At 46.0% G+C, this 15,908-nt stretch carries 14 protein-coding genes, 1 tRNA gene and 1 pseudogene; 8 read left to right on the forward strand and 8 right to left on the reverse strand.

Features of this window, described 5'->3' with window-relative positions:
* From EPO18_RS17110 to EPO18_RS17125, 4 genes and pseudogenes are all read left to right on the forward strand, one after another.
* A pseudogene (locus EPO18_RS17110) lies at positions 1–257 on the forward strand (lipopolysaccharide biosynthesis protein); the annotation flags it as partial.
* Positions 258–278: 21 nt separating this feature from the next.
* Positions 279–1,061 (forward strand): CpsD/CapB family tyrosine-protein kinase, encoded by a 783-nt coding sequence (locus EPO18_RS17115; RefSeq protein ID WP_292435412.1) that lies wholly within the window; start codon positions 279–281, stop codon positions 1,059–1,061.
* A 479-nt stretch (positions 1,062–1,540) separates the two neighbouring features.
* A complete protein-coding gene (locus EPO18_RS17120; protein ID WP_292435414.1) occupies positions 1,541–3,169 on the forward strand; it encodes an alkaline phosphatase family protein in 1,629 nt (542 codons plus the stop codon).
* A 100-nt stretch (positions 3,170–3,269) separates the two neighbouring features.
* On the forward strand, positions 3,270–3,977 hold the full coding sequence (locus EPO18_RS17125) for a hypothetical protein (protein ID WP_292435416.1): 708 nt from the start codon (positions 3,270–3,272) through the stop codon (positions 3,975–3,977).
* A gap of 404 nt (positions 3,978–4,381) precedes the next feature.
* Here the strand turns inward: EPO18_RS17125 and EPO18_RS17130 are convergent.
* The 5 genes from EPO18_RS17130 to EPO18_RS17150 form a co-directional block, all read right to left on the reverse strand.
* A tRNA-Lys gene (locus tag EPO18_RS17130) sits at positions 4,382–4,457 on the reverse strand.
* 93 nt (positions 4,458–4,550) lie between these two features.
* Positions 4,551–5,147 (reverse strand): PqiC family protein, encoded by a 597-nt coding sequence (locus EPO18_RS17135; protein ID WP_292435418.1) that lies wholly within the window; start codon positions 5,145–5,147, stop codon positions 4,551–4,553.
* Between the two features lie 2 nt (positions 5,148–5,149).
* Complete coding sequence (locus EPO18_RS17140) at positions 5,150–6,733, reverse strand: PqiB family protein (RefSeq protein ID WP_292435421.1); 1,584 nt, start codon at positions 6,731–6,733, stop codon at positions 5,150–5,152.
* Between the two features lie 4 nt (positions 6,734–6,737).
* Positions 6,738–7,346, reverse strand: a complete 609-nt coding sequence (locus tag EPO18_RS17145) for a paraquat-inducible protein A (protein WP_292435424.1) — start codon at positions 7,344–7,346, stop codon at positions 6,738–6,740.
* Between the two features lie 146 nt (positions 7,347–7,492).
* Positions 7,493–8,104 (reverse strand): paraquat-inducible protein A, encoded by a 612-nt coding sequence (locus tag EPO18_RS17150; protein ID WP_292435426.1) that lies wholly within the window; start codon positions 8,102–8,104, stop codon positions 7,493–7,495.
* A 522-nt stretch (positions 8,105–8,626) separates the two neighbouring features.
* On the opposite strand from EPO18_RS17150, the gene EPO18_RS17155 reads away from it, so the two are divergent.
* The gene (locus EPO18_RS17155) at positions 8,627–9,403 is read left to right on the forward strand and encodes a pentapeptide repeat-containing protein (RefSeq protein ID WP_292435428.1); all 777 of its coding nucleotides are present in this window, start codon (positions 8,627–8,629) and stop codon (positions 9,401–9,403) included.
* Positions 9,404–9,593: 190 nt separating this feature from the next.
* On the opposite strand, the gene EPO18_RS17160 is transcribed toward EPO18_RS17155, so the two are convergent.
* Together EPO18_RS17160 and EPO18_RS17165 are read right to left on the reverse strand one after the other, a co-directional pair.
* Positions 9,594–10,709: a hypothetical protein gene (locus EPO18_RS17160; RefSeq protein WP_292435430.1), complete on the reverse strand. Its 1,116-nt coding sequence runs from the start codon at positions 10,707–10,709 to the stop codon at positions 9,594–9,596.
* 50 nt (positions 10,710–10,759) lie between these two features.
* A complete protein-coding gene (locus EPO18_RS17165) occupies positions 10,760–12,622 on the reverse strand; it encodes an LTA synthase family protein (protein WP_292435433.1) in 1,863 nt (620 codons plus the stop codon).
* A gap of 158 nt (positions 12,623–12,780) precedes the next feature.
* On the opposite strand from EPO18_RS17165, the gene fae reads away from it, so the two are divergent.
* The 3 genes from fae (at position 12,781) to EPO18_RS17180 (ending at position 15,350) form a co-directional block, all read left to right on the forward strand.
* On the forward strand, positions 12,781–13,332 hold the full coding sequence (fae, locus tag EPO18_RS17170; protein WP_292435435.1) for a formaldehyde-activating enzyme: 552 nt from the start codon (positions 12,781–12,783) through the stop codon (positions 13,330–13,332).
* A 346-nt stretch (positions 13,333–13,678) separates the two neighbouring features.
* Positions 13,679–14,902, forward strand: coding sequence for an HD-GYP domain-containing protein (locus EPO18_RS17175; RefSeq protein WP_292435437.1), 1,224 nt, complete (start codon positions 13,679–13,681; stop codon positions 14,900–14,902).
* A 220-nt stretch (positions 14,903–15,122) separates the two neighbouring features.
* On the forward strand, positions 15,123–15,350 hold the full coding sequence (locus tag EPO18_RS17180) for a hypothetical protein (RefSeq protein WP_292435439.1): 228 nt from the start codon (positions 15,123–15,125) through the stop codon (positions 15,348–15,350).
* A 62-nt stretch (positions 15,351–15,412) separates the two neighbouring features.
* Here the strand turns inward: EPO18_RS17180 and EPO18_RS17185 are convergent.
* Positions 15,413–15,908 (reverse strand): EAL domain-containing protein (locus EPO18_RS17185; protein ID WP_292435441.1); only part of this gene is annotated, 496 nt, incomplete at its 5' end.

A 15,908-nucleotide genomic window follows, 5' to 3' on the forward strand; every position in this document is an offset into this window, starting at 1 on the left:
GTGTTTTCTTCGTCGAAATGCTGGGCTCAACCATCAATAATGAAAAAACAATTGCGGCTATTTTGGGGGTGCCTCCGTTATCGAGTATTCCTTATCTTGAAAGTAAGGAAGAAAGTGAAACATTTACAAAACAGCGCCACATCATGCTTGTAGGAACCTTGATTGCCATTGCAGTGGCTGTTATAAGCTTCCATTTCATTGTGATGCCGCTAGATGTTTTTGGGTACAAACTGTTGCGCGTTATCAGCAATATCTAAATCACAAACAGACGATAATTTATGAGTTCAAAAGAAGCTACAATGGAAAAAAGTAACCCGCCGACGAACAATCATCGTACATTACCAGCAGATAGCGAGCAGTTTTCATATACGCAGACTCGCATACAAACTACCCATAGCGAACACCTGCAGAAAAACCGGATCATAACCGGTTTTAAGCCTGGTAAATGGCTTGAATCATACAAAATGCTGCGAACCCGCTGTTTACAGGTAATGGACGGGATGAATTGGAATACGTTAGCCATCACTAGTCCCGGCAATGGTACAGGCAATAGTCTCACGGCAGCTAATCTTGCCATTAGCATAGCCATGGAATTGAATCGTAGCGTGTTACTGGTTGATGCTAACTTTCAGAATCCCAGTATTTGTAAACTGTTTGGCATTAATGCAAAAGCCGGACTCGGTGACTATTTGTTAAACGACGCGCCGCTCAATGAGATATTGATTAATCCAGATGTGGATCGTCTTGTGATCTTGCCTGCAGGCAAAGAGATGTTCAATTCTACAGAAATGCTGCGTTCGCCCAAGATGATACGTTTGGTGAACGAGCTAAAGACCCGTTATCCCTCAAGAATCATTATTTTTGATTTGCCGCCGTTGTTATCGCAAGCTGACACGCTTGGTTTTTCCCCTTATGTCGATTGTGTTCTGCTGGTCGTTAATGAAGGCCATACCAAAACCGAAGAACTGAAACATGCGGCATCGCTGCTGAAGGAAATTAATGTTTTGGGTACCGTGCTTAACAAAGCCAGCGATAACAAAATCAAATACCAGGCAAACTAACATTATGTTAATTTAACCTTGTTATCGCCGGTTAAGCAGCTAAGAATGAAATCAATCGTGCGCATTGTTAAAGGCGGCCTGACGCAATATAAAGTCTCTTTTTCGCCAGCATTTTTTGCCGATATAGCAGAAATTAGTTATTGAGAAATAGTTTACGCTTTTTCGGCTGCGGTTTTAATTTCTAAATATCCCGCGTATTCGCTATTGGGTCTATCTCTATCGGTAGAAAATTTGCTTTGTTGATTGGGTTATCACACCCCCTTTATGACCTTAGACCGGCCGTCAACCCAAAACGAACCTTTTCGTTCACACCCACATTCTTCAGGTTTTCTAAGGCTCTATCATTGTAAAGGCAGTCATTATCCTGTCACAATATTAATACAGTATTTAAGCTATCTAATCGTTGGTCATTACCGATGCGGAATCCGATAACAGACGTTTTTTTCAGCGATTCTCAAGCATATAAAGAAAAACACATCATGCAACTCCTAAAAAAACTCAGCGTAATAACCGTAAGTTCAACTCTCGCTGCCTGCTTTGTGCAGGCAGCCGAACCTACTCCGGAAAATTGGTTTAATGCTGGACATCAGGCCGTTATCGATGCCATGCATCTGAATCCGAACGAAAGACATGCAAAAAATGTGATTCTGTTTATCGGCGACGGTATGGGTATTTCCACTATCACTGCGTCACGGATTTACGACGGTCAACAAAAAGGCGGACTTGGCGAAGAAAATTCTTTGAGCTTTGAAAAACTGCCTTATCTGGCGTTATCCAAAACTTACAGCGTCGATCAACAAACCCCAGACTCCGCGCCTACTATGACGGCTATAGTTACAGGGGTTAAAACCATAGGCGATTCTGTTTCCGTCAATCAATTCGTTGTTCATAGCGAGCCAAGTGCTAATCTGGTTAATGCCAATAAACTTACCACTATTCTGGAACAGGCCAAGGAACACGACTTATCCGTCGGCGTCGTTTCCACCGCACGCATCACCCATGCGACACCCGCCGCGACTTATGCCCATACGGCGAATCGCGACTGGGAAGGCGATTCCGATTTGCCGGCCGGCGCCACTGTTGCCGATATTGCTGCACAATTGGTTGATTTTAATATCAACGGCGGCATTGATGTTGCGTTGGGTGGCGGACGGACGCGTTTTATTCCTAAAACCGCTACCGATCCTGAATATGGGGTGGCCGGCAAACGTAAAGACGGACGCGACCTTACCGCCGAGTGGGTAAATAAACACAGTAATGCTCAGTATGTCTGGAATAAAGCGCAGTTCGATGCGATAGACCCAAACACAACCGATCATCTACTGGGTTTATTCGAACCTTCACATGTTCATTATGAGGCTGACCGTGTCGCTCACGACAAGGCTGGCGAGCCCTCGCTGACCGAAATGACGACCAAAGCCATCGACATTCTGAAAAAAAATTCGAACGGCTATTTTCTGATGGTTGAAGGTGGACGTATCGATCACGCTCATCATTCGGGAAATGCTTATCGGGCACTAACCGATACCCAGCAATTGTCTGCCGCGGTACAGGCCGCTATGGAAAAAACCAATTCCGAAGACACTCTAATTATTGTTACCGCTGACCATAGCCATGTATTTACCATCGGCGGCTACCCACAGCGCGGTAATCCTATTCTGGGCTTGACTCAAGGCGTGGGCGCAACCGAACCAGACCTTGATATGCTGGGCTTACCGTATACCACGCTGAACTATGCTAACGGTACAGGTTACACCGGCAACTCAAATCTTCAGCCTGCCGGTTCAAAATCATTCAAATCGGCAGCTGGTGCATGGACATCAGGTAGTGAAGGCCACAATCCGGCATCTTTTTTGTCTGCCGTCGGACGGCCTTTGCTCAACAATGCTCTGGTACAGTCTCCCGATTATCTACAGGAAGTGGTTATCCCGCTTGGCGCGGAAACTCACGCCGCCGAAGATGTCGCTATTTTCGCACGCGGTCCTAAAGCACATTTGTTTCACGGCGTTATGGAGCAAAATGTGATTTATCATGTGATGGCTGAAGCACTGGGATTTGCTGAGCAACACGATGCAGAAGAGCATGACGAAGCGCACGAAGGCAACTGAGCATAATGACAAGTAAGGCCGACTGTTATCGTCTTGTCGAACCGGGCAATTCATCGTTGAAGAAGGACTCCCGTATCCCTTTACTTAATTTGAAGCATTTATGAAAATATCCGGTTTCTTAAAACTCGTATTCGGTCTTGGCTTTTTCTGTTTTTCCATACCGGGGCTTGCCGATAGCACAAGTAATATCGATCAACAATGGACTGAAATCGCCTGCCGTTATGAAATAGAAGTGATTCCTCATGCTAAATCGAAAGCATCGTCAAACAATGCGTGGTTCTTTTGGCGAAAACCCGGCATGATACAAACGCAAGATGCAGACGGTCGTTATGGTGAAATCTGGGAACGAACAAGCAACGGTAGCATTCAGTACCGCAAGCTTTACCATGCCGATAGAACCGCTGTCGAATACATGCCTGCCGATATGCCGACCAATAACATAAGTTTTGATTGGATCAAACTATCCAGCATGCTTAATCAGCAAGAGCTAAACGCGCTTAATATTGTTAAAAAAACACAAGTATTCGGCCGTAGTGCGGAGCTGCGCAAGGGAAAAACAGACAACCAGACCATAGAGGTGCTATGGCTGACTGCTGATAATTTACCGGCGAGCATCGTCAAAAAAGATAAAACAAGCAGCGTGGAGCTTCGTCTTGTTGAAATCGCTCCGTTGTCAGCAGCCCGCAAGAAACCGGCAGATGTAGAAGAAATTGCCAATTACAGGCATATTGACGCAGTCGATTTCGGCGACATGGAAAACGATCCGTTCGTTAAAAAAGTGATGAACGCAGAAGAACATCATCACTAGTGGCAGAAGTTTAAGGTTATGGCTTTTAACCCCTCAAGCTACGACCACCATCAATAGCATTCTTGATGCAGTAATCTATGTATTCTTGACGGGCTTTTTCGGCTAATTCTTTGCTAAAGAAAGGGCCGCCATCACCTTCTCTGGCGCTGTAAAACCACACTTTCAAGTTTGTGACAGAATCAATTTTGCAATATATAGGATGGGCTTGAGGCATCGGAATTGTTTCAGCAAAGATCGTTATCGGTTTTTTATACTTGAAAAGCTGGTGAGCGTTTCGATTGTTTTGTGTCAGCTAAATATTGACGGCTTGGCTGGAGTATTTAAAAAATGCAGTTACAAACTGATACACTTCGAAGAAAACAAAAAAGGCCTTACGATTAAAATCTGTAAGACCTTGAATATATTGGTGGGACGTCAGGGACTCGAACCCTGGACCCATGGATTAAGAGTCCACTGCTCTACCAACTGAGCTAACATCCCAATGTTTATTTATTAATTCTAAAGGATTTCTTAAGTAAATCCAAGAGTAAAGTATCTCTTGCTCTACTCACAATAGCTTATTTTGTAAAATATTTACTTTATCTTACTCAGTGCCACAGATAATTCCTGACTGAATTCACCAAGGATGTTGCTGAGTGCTTTGACGGTAGACGGATAAGAAGAATCATTTAGCGGACGTTCAATTTTGGTTCGACCGTTTCGTACTACGGTATGGTCTTTTTCATCCATTATCGTCCAGTTGGCTTCAAGATTTACGCTATGTTCAGGCCGAGTATCGAATCTGATGATGTCTACTATGATGCGATAATCGACTGCTCCGTATGCGCTCCATGGATAGGCCCTAATCAGGTCGTCTGCTTGAAGCGTCGCCAAATTATGGGTTAGCACCTGTGCGACGTTATTTTTCAAAGGCGATGCCCACTGATGAAATTCTGCGACTTGTACGCTGCTATCCGGTAACCGGGTAACAATTTGTTTACGCTCAAGCAAATCCGGTATGGATATGGGGCCTATGCCGATCTGGCGTTTTTTTTCTGTTGCCGCTGAGAATGAAGGTAATTCGCTCGACGGCTCCAATACATAAAATTGGGTAGGCGGCGTCGATATGCACGCAGAAAGCAGGGTGCATAATGAAACAGCGATTAACCATTTTGAGAATTGCTTTGCCATAATTACTGCTCTTTTTTGCCGCGAATTAATGAAGTGGGATTTTGCTCCAGATAGTCGGTCAGCTGTTTGACCGAGCTTGCCGCCTGAGTAAGCTCTTGGAGCAATTGCTCCAGTTCGTAGTGAGTGGTAGAGCCCGGCTCCATACTACTTAGTACCTGATGTGCCGAAGCCATGGTTTTATCAGCCGTGTCAAGGGTTCCTTGAGCGGTGACCAGCATACCGCTTGCAGCCTTTGACGTACCTTGTAACGATTGCAGGGTTTTATTAGCCTCAGCAGTCAAATCCTCCAGCGGCAGCTTGGCGACTTTATCCATGATGATGTGGGCAGAATGGGTAAATTGATCCAATGAGCTGGCGGTTGTTGGGAACTCAGGATAAACGCTTTGATTATTGTCACTCAACACGATCTTGCTTTTCGGGTGAAAATCAAGATCGATCAGCAGTTGCCCTGTCAACAGGCTGCCGGTCTGTAATTGGGCGCGCAGGCCTTTGTTAATCAGCTGCGCCATAATATCTTTATCGCTGATATTGTTCTCGTTATTGATTTCTTTGATGCGGTCCGGTTCCAGCTCCACGGTTACCGGAATATGAATTTCAGCGGTTTTTTTGTCAAGCTCCAGATTGATGTCGGTGACTTTGCCGATCGGAATGCCTCGTAATTGCACCGGTGCGCCTACGGTCAACCCACGCACCGAGCCGTTAAAATACATGACGTATTTTAAGGTGTTTTGATAAACAATCTGGGTCGATTGCTCATAGGTATCGTAAAGCGGAAAAATGGTATTTTCAGGCTGGATATTTTCAATCGTGTCCTCAGCAGAGGCGCGAAAAGCAATGCCGCCGCTTAACAAGGAAATCAACGGCCCGGTTCTGACTTTAAAACCTTCGGCACCGGCAGACAGATCGACGCCGCTGTCTATCCAAAAGCGAGTATTTTTCCTGATGAATTGGTCGTAGGGTTTGTTGATAAAAACAGTCAAGCGTATCGCATTGGCTTCATCGGATAACTTGTGGCTGAGAACTTCACCTACGGTTATACCGTGAAAATTGATCGGGGTACCCGGCCTCATAGAACCCAGATTATTAGTTTCCAGAATAAAGTGCGTACCTTCGACGTCATTCTTTAACAAAGGCGGAGTGGTTAGTCCGACAAAATGATGTTCTTTGGGACCATCGCCCGGTTTGATGGCTATATAAGGCCCTGAAAGCAGTGTGCCCAGCCCTGAAACTCCGCCCAGGCCCACTTGAGGCCGCACCACCCAGAAGCTGGTATTTTTGTTCAAATAACCGGCCGCAGAGCTGTTCATTTGCGCGGTAATCAGGATGGTTTTTAAATCGTCACTGATGGAGATGGCGGTGACCTTGCCGATCTCCACATTCAGGTATTTGATCTTGGTTTTGTCCACTTCCAGACCTTCCGCGGTAGGGAAGCTGATCGTAATAACAGGACCTTTTTCACTATAAGATTTGGCGATTAACCAGCCGCTGACCAACAGAGCGATTAAAGGTAAAAACCATACTAACGGTAATTCGGTTTTTTTATTGATAGTCACTTCTGACACATCAGGATCGATAAAATCATTCATTTTACTACTGATTATCCCATACTAAACGTGGATCGAAATTTTTGGCGGCAAGCATGGTCAATACAACGACAGCAGCAAATGCCGTTGCTGCTGGCCCTGCGATAACCTGCGCCACACCGCCCATGTCAACCAACGACACAAGAATTGAAATCATAAAAATATCCAGCATCGACCAGCGGCCTACAAAAGCGATAATGCGGTACATGATAGTCCATTTCTTGGCATGGGCTTTCCAACGATAATGAACGTTAAGTAGTAATAGACCGAGCCCCAGCAGTTTTAACAAAGGCACCAGAATACTGGCGACCAGAACCAGCATGGCTATGGGCATCATGTTACTGTGAATTAACGCAATAATGCCGCCGACAATAGTGTGTGGCTCGCCGACACCCAAACGCGTGACAGTCATAATCGGAAAGATATTGGCAGGGATATACAAGCAGAAAGCACTTAACAATAATGCGGCGGTGCGTTGAAAACTATTGGGCAGACGTGGGTGCAGCCGACCGCCGCATAACCGGCAATGGCTGTTTTTGTCGGTCTGTTTCGATAAACAGCCGCAATCATGACAACGAATAAAGCCTTGATTCAGGGCCGACTTCTTGGGTTTCATTTATAACTACTCAATTTAATAATTAACACGGATGACACTGAATTAGATAGGATTAATCGGATTTTTAAGAAGTCGAAAACCAGCTTTTTATATATTTTATTTGTGCTTATCCGTATCACGCGAGTGCTATTTTCTCTAATCTACTTTCATTTATTCAATTGTCCGATTTGTCGCCAAAACAGAACCTTATCCAAGCTGCTTGCCAACATAACAGCTACAGTCAGCAAAGCAACGAACGCGTAGAGCCCAAAGCCGAATTTAAGTTCAGATGTGGAAGAAAGTTTAACGCAAGCGACAATAATACCCAGCATATAAACTTCCAGCATTGCCCATTCATCCATGTGTTGTAACCAGCGCATCCAGTGCGCCAGATAGTGGTTTGGTTTTTTAAAATAAAGATGTCCGCTAATCAACAAGGATAAAATAATATTCAGCAGCGGAAATAAAATACTAGATAAAAACACCAGTACCGCAACGCCCCATAGGTGTTCTTCAAATAAGGTAACTACGCCCGACCACAACGTGCCATCTTTGGCACCACCCAGCATTTTGATGCCAACCAACGGCATCAAGTTGGCCGGAAATATTAAAATCAACCCGGCAATAGACAGCGCGAAAGTGCGCTCGATGCTTTGTTTGCGAGGACGTTGCAGCAGGTAGCCGCAACGTGGGCAGTGCGCCTTATCGCCGACCACTGGCTCAGCGGGGTTAAGCAATAAATCACACTCGGGGCAGGCAGTGAAGTTTATTTTGGTCATATTTTGTGAATAGTGTTCATAGTGTATGAGTATATTATCCTCGCTCATACTTTTGTTGTCATTTTTGAGCAAATAGACCGTGTTTAGTATGCCCGGGCCTCTTTAATCATCTATATCAGAGAAACGTCCATTTCAAATGCATCGAAATCTGTTATTCGATGCTTACCCATGCGATTGTCAAATATAACAACATAACTTGAAAACCGGTTTTCAATCTCGACATATTTTATTGAAAAGCCGCGACTGTAGCTCCAAAATCATTTTTGATTTATTTTTTCACATCTCCGTTTTTCGGATTTCGATATAAATTCGTCCGGAACGGGTTTAACCTGAAAGGCTTTGGGCAGAATAACCCTGAGTGATGAACCCTACCAAAACGATGACGGCATGACTGGTTTATATATCTATGGCCCTGTACTACCAACAATTTCCATTCCCTAGTTGCAATAGCTCAGAACTGTCGATAAAGTTCTGCTAACTATTTCACAATTTGATTCCATGTATTCACCAGGAGGTATACACATGAAAATCCATTTTTGCGCTCTGGGCTTGTTAGCCGCAGTGTTTTGTCTATCGGCATCAGCGGCCGACCTTAGTCGGTCGACAGTTCAACAGCGTCTTGCCAAAGCGGATAAAAGCCATCCGGCACAGTTGCGCCGAAAAGATCTTAGAGGCGTGGATTTATCCGGCTTGGACTTTAGGAATGCCGACCTATGGGGTTCGGATTTACGCAACGCCAATTTAAGCAACAGCGATTTATCCGGATTGAACCTGGATTTAACGGTGATGTCCAAAATCAATCTTTCCGGTGCTAATCTATCCAATACCAGCATTTTTGGCGTACACATGGGCGGCGCTAATTTGAGCAACGCCAATCTAACCGGCAGCCGGTTCATTGCGAATCTGGATCGCTCTAATCTTAGTCATGCCAATCTGTCTAATGCCAATTGGGGCGTTGATATGAAAAATCAGCCTATGGGTTTAATGCGGGTCAGTTTGAATAATGTCGATCTATCGGGCGCCAATTTGTCCGATGCCAATCTCAATCGTGCGTTGCTGCGCCATGCCAATCTTTCCAAAAGTGTACTGAAAAATGCAGTGTTATTCGGCGCCGATCTTTCCGGAGCCGATTTGACCGACGCCGATCTGTCGGGAGCTGATTTATCCGAAAGCAAACTGGAGGATGCGGATTTTACCGGCGCAAATTTGTCAGGCACCCGATTTGGGGGCATAAAGAATAAGTCGCTTTTGAAAGGGCTGATTTCAAGCAAAAATCTTGAAGCGGCTATTTTTGATTGACACTACAAACGAAATTAGGGTAACTGGAAGCCCGTGCTTAGCCTGCTGAAGCATGGGCTTCCAATCGTCCAACTGTTAGGTTTTTCGCTTCACGCACAGTAAAGATATTTTTTGCCTAAAGTGCTTTTGGCGACACTTAAAAAATAAAGAGCTGTTGAGATCACGCGCTGTTCCCTGTATTTAACTTTCGCTATGGCAATTGCTGCTCTTTTGCGTGCTGCTGTTGACCTGCCATCAGAATACGCGCCAATCTACGCAGCCCATCGGACGAAATATCCAGGCCAAACGGCGCGCCTAACCGTTCAAGTTCGTAAATCGCGTCAGTTGCTGCTATAAAAGTGATGTAGCGTAAGCCCTGTATGCCGGGCAATTCTGTGGCGATGGTTTTTAATACGGGCGCCAGACGCTCCCACGTATCGGCAAAAAATACCCGTACCGGATCGGCGCCATCTGCGTCATGTTCTTTTAAGCCTGCCTGAAAAGCGGTGCGGGAATCCATTAGAATTTCCATCAGAGTTTCACGCAGTTCGGGTGATTTGGTATCATTGGCGGCCTGCTCAATGGCTGAACTCAGAAACGTATCCCATTGCTGCCACGCGGTTTGCCATTGTTTTTGTTCAGCTTCGCTAAAGGCAGCAGCAGGCTGCTTTGCAACAGTTCTTTTGGCAGGCGCATTAAAGTCAAGCTTAACGCCGATGCCGCTATCTCCGGCATTGATGCTGCTGAATCTGAGCGACTTGAGTATCTCTTTAACTTCCGCCGCATTATCCTTGGGTAAAAAATGCGCCAGCGTATCCTCGATGTTGCCTCGGGATTCGTTTAAATCGATCTTTACTGCGGCAAGTTTTGGTTGGGCAAAGCGGTTAATCAAATCTTGAAGTTTATCGATAGTCAGGTGGCGACCTTCATGATCATAGGCGGTCGCGCTGGTGACCGGAAAGCTCAGCACAGAGTGCCCCGCATCAAGCGTGGGCTGCTGAAACGTTTCCAATATCCCTGCCCACTCCAGAACCGTTAAGCATTCTCCGCCCAAGCCGGTTCCGAATCTTGCCTGAACTTCATTTAACAGCTGGATTTGGCCGTTTTTGCCTTTAATGTCCGGATTGGAAAGCCTTAAATAGCTGCATCCATGGCGGTCATTCCATAGCTCGGCGGTATTGCCTTTACCGGTATACAACTGGGAATCTAGTATTTTTTTAATCATACTGTAATCAATTTGCAACGGAATACTGAGTTGATCGGCTGCGCTGCTTCCGGCAAACCCCAAAAATAGGCTAAAAACGGTCACTATGAAACTTTTATGCATGAATTTTCTCCAATAAGTTGGTTTAGATTATGCCAATAATTAATCTGAATCTATTTCGCCTCAGCAATTGCGGGTGGAATAACAACCTCTGCCGATAATACAGGCTTCGGCTGCTTCTCGGGCACATATTTGGGGCGGGTAAACTGTCGTCCCATAAATAAATCGTTACTGACGATCGATATATTCTCCAGCCAGCGGGATGATAACTGGCACGTTTCCGAATATGGCGGCTCTTTACACATATCCACAGCCCCTCCAGCCAGTATATTAAAATGCAGCCCCGGCAATGCCCGTACACGCATGTTCGGCAAAGGAGCGGCATAATCCATTATGGTCGGCTCGTCGAAATTAAGCAGATCGAGCACAAGCTTGGGCACTTGATAAAGCGGCAGGCTACCGATCTTAACCGGGCCGCGTTTACCATCGATAATAAGCATCGGCGTACTCACATAGGCTTTGAACATGGTCGGCGTAAAGTCGCTACGATTAGCCGCCAGAAAATTTGATTCGACATAGCCTGCAAAGTTCTCGCCCAAAAAAGGCAGATGATCTCCGAAAACGACAATAATGCCTTCCGGGTCCCGTTTGCGCATTTCGTTGATAAATACCATCAGCTCCCGCGACTTATAATAAACTGTATTAGCGTAGGCTGTTACCTCTTCGACTGGGGAAGGTGAACTGATTTTATTGGGACGACTGTCGCTTAACGGATAATTCCAGTGTCCAAAATAGGTCACGATATAGTCCAGAACCGGTTGCTTGGCATCTATCGAGCCTGATATTTTCTCCAGCACTTGGCGGTATAAAGTGCTGTCGGACATAAATTCCCTATTCATGTCATCCTGAACAAAATCCTGCAACGACCAGTAGGTTTGAAAGCCCGTGCGCTTATAAGCATTAACACGGTTCCAGAATACCGGCACATTCGGATGAGAGGCGATGGTACGATAGCCTTTGTCGGCAAGAACGTGCGGCAAACAAGGCACGTCATTAAGCAACTGGCGTTCAAATTTGACCGAATTCTTCACCACCGGAAACCCGCACAATACCTCAAACTCGGCATTTGCGGTAAAACCGCCAAACACCGGAGATAGCGCATGCGAGTATTCCGCACTCTTCCAAAGCTCGCGGAACTCCGGCGAAAGGGGATTTTGTTTATATTTTGCTTTCTTTAGCATACTGGGATCCCAAAAAGACTCCAGCAATACGATATGGACATTGCGCGGCGTAAACGTTTTGGCGACGGGTTCTTTTTTCAGGACCACTGGCTGGGATGGCGGAAGTACCCCAACCAGCAGTTTTTCTGCGGCTTCCTCGGCCATATCGGCATCGGGAATCACCTCGGCTGCCGCAAAATAACGCGCGCTTTCCAATAGCGTGTAAAGCGTTGCGCCGCGCCATATATAATTGGAACGCTGATCCCATACCGAATTGCCAAAATAACCGTCCAAAGGATCCAGTATCGTAGCGGGTTTATAAACCACGGTGATGCCGAGCAAAATGATAACTAGGCTAGCCAGATAAGCGCTCCAATGGCGCATGGTAAAATTGAACAATATTAAACTTGCAATGGCAGCCAGCGGTATTGCGGCAAGAAAAAACCGCCAGCCATCCAGTATTAGCAACAGCGATTGCAACGCAAAAACATCATCCGGCATGATCGGCCCGCCAAAAAATGATATTTTTACCGCATTACCGATATACAACAGCCCCATCAGCAAGGCATGGATCACCAGGAAAACCCATACCCGCTTCGATAAAGCATAAATCACATAAGCGACAAACAACTGTAGCAAATAATCGTAAGGCACCGATGCAGTCAGTATTTGAACATCGAATTTAAAGGTGCTGATCAGGTAATACAACACATAGAGCAGCGTTGTGGAAAACAGCGGCAATAACTTTAATAGCATTAAATCAGCGGACGTGGATATGTTTGGATTAGTAAAATTTATTTTATCATAGAATTTATCCGCTCCCGCTGCACAGCAGTGCAAGGCTAAACTTAGCCTTGCACCTCCCGCTTCATCCGGCATAGAATGCGGTCTTTCTTACTTTTTGAGATTACATAATGTCAGACACAATTTGGTTCAGAACCGGCGAAGCAACGGTATTTTCCAGCGACGGCCAAGGCACAGACGCCATGCCAGAAATATTGATAGGCAGTGTAAGGGGGCCTGCCGGCAACGCTTTTGCCAATCTGATGGGACAAACCGCAGGCCATACCCGGATGTTCGCGATTCGAGCCTGCAATCAGCAAGTGAAGCCTGCTACGATTATGGTTCCAAAAGTCACAATCAAATCCACCGATTATGTCAATTTGTTTGGCGGCCCTGTGCAGTCGGCGGTAGCGGATGCGGTTCTGGACAGCGTTATCGACGGTGTTATTCCTGCCGATCAAGCCAATGAGTTGTGCATTATTGCGATGCTGTGGATTGCTCCCGAATGCGCGGTCAATCCCGATCTGGATCGTAAAGATTTGTATCGCACCAACTATGAAGCGATGAAATTGGCGATTTCCCGCGCTATGAGCAATTCGCCCGGCATTGACGAGTTAATCGCCAACCGGAGCAAAATTGTCCATGAAATGTACGACCCCGAAACCGGCGAATCTCAGTGGTAAGCAAACAGAGCAGTTGAGCCACGGATGGACACGGATTTACACGGGCGAACAATGGGTTACATGAATTCTTTGCGGCACCCTTCGGCTGAACCGCACTTCCTGCATAACTCAATGTAGTATCGGCACTTATCTGTGTAAATCTGTGGCTAACTGATTTGTTTAGGTTAATCGGATTAAGCAAAAATTAAATCGCATGAGGCTTCCGGCCGGCAAAGAGCCTCAGCCGGCATTTTAAGAGCAATTCCCTCCTTTACCCCACAACTTTTAATGATAATTAACGGCTCGCTTGTCAAAAGCGGATAATGTTTTCATCGAACCGGTTCTTTAGTATCGGAGTGCACATGCCATGAAACTACAACATATTGATATACATAACGCCATTACTGCCTTAAGTTGCGCGCTCGATTTGGTGGGAGTTGACGAAGTCAGGCACGGCAAGCGGGTAGCGATCATAGCCAGGACTATTGCCCAGCACCTGAACTGGCCGGAGGCCGAATGCCTATCCATCCTTTACTCCGGCATGTTGCATGATTGCGGCGTTTCCAGAATTCATGAACACCACCAGCTCACAGAAACGCTGGAATGGGACGGTGCGGAGGATCATTGCATCCGTGGCGCCGATTATTTGTCGGCCTGTCAGCCGTTGGCGCATTTGTCCGCCGAGATTCGCTACCACCACACTCGCTGGGAAGAATTGCTGGAGCTGGCTGTCGATCGTCGACTTAGCTTGCGTGCCAATCTGCTGTATCTGTCGGATCGCATCGATATGCTGCAAGCGCCTTTCATGAGCAGCGGCCGGATCCTGATCGAGTATCCAGCGATTATCGCGCAAATCAAAACGCTGTCCGGTATATTGTTTGCGCCTGAGCTGGTGGATGCCTTTGTCGAAGTCGCCAATGTTGAAGCTTTTTGGCTGGCAATGGAACCCGAATACCTGGATGAAGATTTACGCCGCATCGGCAGCCATATTCCAACGACCCTACTCGATATTCCTGCTCTTAAAGAACTGGCGCGGCTATTTTCGCGAGTGGTGGACGCCAAATCTCCCTACACCGATGAGCATTCGCAACGGGTGGCGCATATCGCCCGGCAATTGGCTATCGATTTCGGCATTGGAGGTTACGAACTGGAGCAAGTTGAAATTGCCGGACTGTTGCACGACATCGGCAAATTGCGGGTATCGGAAGACATCATTGACAAGCCGGGCAGCCTTACGCCTGAAGAACGAGCGACTATGCATCGCCATAGCTACGATACCTTGCGCATTCTGCAACGCGTATTTGACGACTCAAAGATCCCGGAATGGGCCGGGTTCCACCATGAAACCCTGCTCGGCGATGGCTATCCTTTTAAAAACGGCACCAAAGAACTGGATCTGGAATGCCGTATTATTGCCGTTGCCGATATTTTCCAGGCATTAGCGCAACATAGGCCTTATCGCCATTCCATGAGTCTTGAATATATTCTCAACGATTTACAGATGCGCGTTGCTACCGGCCATCTCGATGCGGAAGTGGTCGCTAAATTAACCGATAATGCCGAGCTCTATTACCAACTTGCCGTAGCTTAAATGATTATTCTGTATAAGCAGAGGATATTTCGCGTGCCTTAGCCCCCTCACTGCCTTTAGTAAGATCAGTTTTATTAAATTTTTCAGGTCGCTTTGGCTTGGTATGACTATACTCTGTAATAATTACAGTCAAATCCATATTGTAATGAAATCGCAACATGAATAACCTAAGCTAACAAATTAAATGATTACCTTTATGCAACTTAGATTGGTGAATAGAATGAAGTTAAAAAAATCAACATATGACGCTTTTGAGCTTTATCTAAAAATATCAAATGTTATTAATTTATCCGGCTTTTCAATGAAACGTGCGGTTAAACTGCATGAATTAGCGGATCGAGCATATTACAGGTATAAACGGCGGCTAAGTGCCTGGGAACGCTCTGATTATATTGTTGAACCTGCACTTGTCATAGATTTTGAGCCAGCTGAAAAGAGCCTTTTTTAGACAATTTTATTTTAAATTGGGATTGATTGATCGGGATTTTATAATTCGAAATTGCCAAATCATCAAACAGTAAAGCTTCGCTTCAGTAATGCTTCAAACTGCATAGTCGATACCGGCTTGCTGAATAGATAACCCTGCATCTCGTCACACCTCTGTTCGCGCAGGAATGCTTGCTGTCCTTTTGTTTCCACACCTTCGGCAATGGTTTGCAGGCCAAGGCTCTTTGCCATGTTGATAATGGCGCTGACGATGGCCTTGTCTTCCGGATCGGTACTGATGTCGTATACAAAGGACTGATCGATCTTGAGTTTGTATACCTTGAATTTCTTCAGATAGTTTAGGGATGAATAGCCGGTGCCGAAATCGTCAATCGACATACGGATACCGCGCTCGTATAGATTGTTCATTACCGCGATGGCGCCCTCAGGGTTGTGCATCGCTACGCCTTCGGTCAACTCCAGTTCCAGATATTCCGGAGGCAAACCTTCTTCATCGAGTATGCGTGTGACCAGCTCGGGCAAATCGGGATGACGAAACTGCACCGCGGACAGGTTCACC

Origin of the sequence: Methylobacter sp. (genome assembly GCF_004322395.1) — a bacterium.
In the GTDB taxonomy this organism is placed as follows: domain Bacteria; phylum Pseudomonadota; class Gammaproteobacteria; order Methylococcales; family Methylomonadaceae; genus Methylobacter_A.

Excerpts from the sequence above, each read along its gene's own strand:
- EPO18_RS17115 (WP_292435412.1), top strand. The coding sequence starts at position 279 with ATGAGTTCAAAAGAAGCTACAATGGAAAAAAGTAACCCGCCGACGAAC.
- EPO18_RS17120 (WP_292435414.1), top strand. The coding sequence starts at position 1,541 with ATGCAACTCCTAAAAAAACTCAGCGTAATAACCGTAAGTTCAACTCTC.
- EPO18_RS17125 (WP_292435416.1), top strand. The coding sequence starts at position 3,270 with ATGAAAATATCCGGTTTCTTAAAACTCGTATTCGGTCTTGGCTTTTTC.
- EPO18_RS17135 (WP_292435418.1), bottom strand. The coding sequence starts at position 5,147 with ATGGCAAAGCAATTCTCAAAATGGTTAATCGCTGTTTCATTATGCACC.
- EPO18_RS17140 (WP_292435421.1), bottom strand. The coding sequence starts at position 6,733 with ATGAATGATTTTATCGATCCTGATGTGTCAGAAGTGACTATCAATAAA.
- EPO18_RS17145 (WP_292435424.1), bottom strand. The coding sequence starts at position 7,346 with ATGAAACCCAAGAAGTCGGCCCTGAATCAAGGCTTTATTCGTTGTCAT.
- EPO18_RS17150 (WP_292435426.1), bottom strand. The coding sequence starts at position 8,104 with ATGACCAAAATAAACTTCACTGCCTGCCCCGAGTGTGATTTATTGCTT.
- EPO18_RS17155 (WP_292435428.1), top strand. The coding sequence starts at position 8,627 with ATGAAAATCCATTTTTGCGCTCTGGGCTTGTTAGCCGCAGTGTTTTGT.
- EPO18_RS17160 (WP_292435430.1), bottom strand. The coding sequence starts at position 10,709 with ATGCATAAAAGTTTCATAGTGACCGTTTTTAGCCTATTTTTGGGGTTT.
- EPO18_RS17165 (WP_292435433.1), bottom strand. The coding sequence starts at position 12,622 with ATGCTATTAAAGTTATTGCCGCTGTTTTCCACAACGCTGCTCTATGTG.
- fae (WP_292435435.1), top strand. The coding sequence starts at position 12,781 with ATGTCAGACACAATTTGGTTCAGAACCGGCGAAGCAACGGTATTTTCC.
- EPO18_RS17175 (WP_292435437.1), top strand. The coding sequence starts at position 13,679 with ATGAAACTACAACATATTGATATACATAACGCCATTACTGCCTTAAGT.
- EPO18_RS17180 (WP_292435439.1), top strand. The coding sequence starts at position 15,123 with ATGAAGTTAAAAAAATCAACATATGACGCTTTTGAGCTTTATCTAAAA.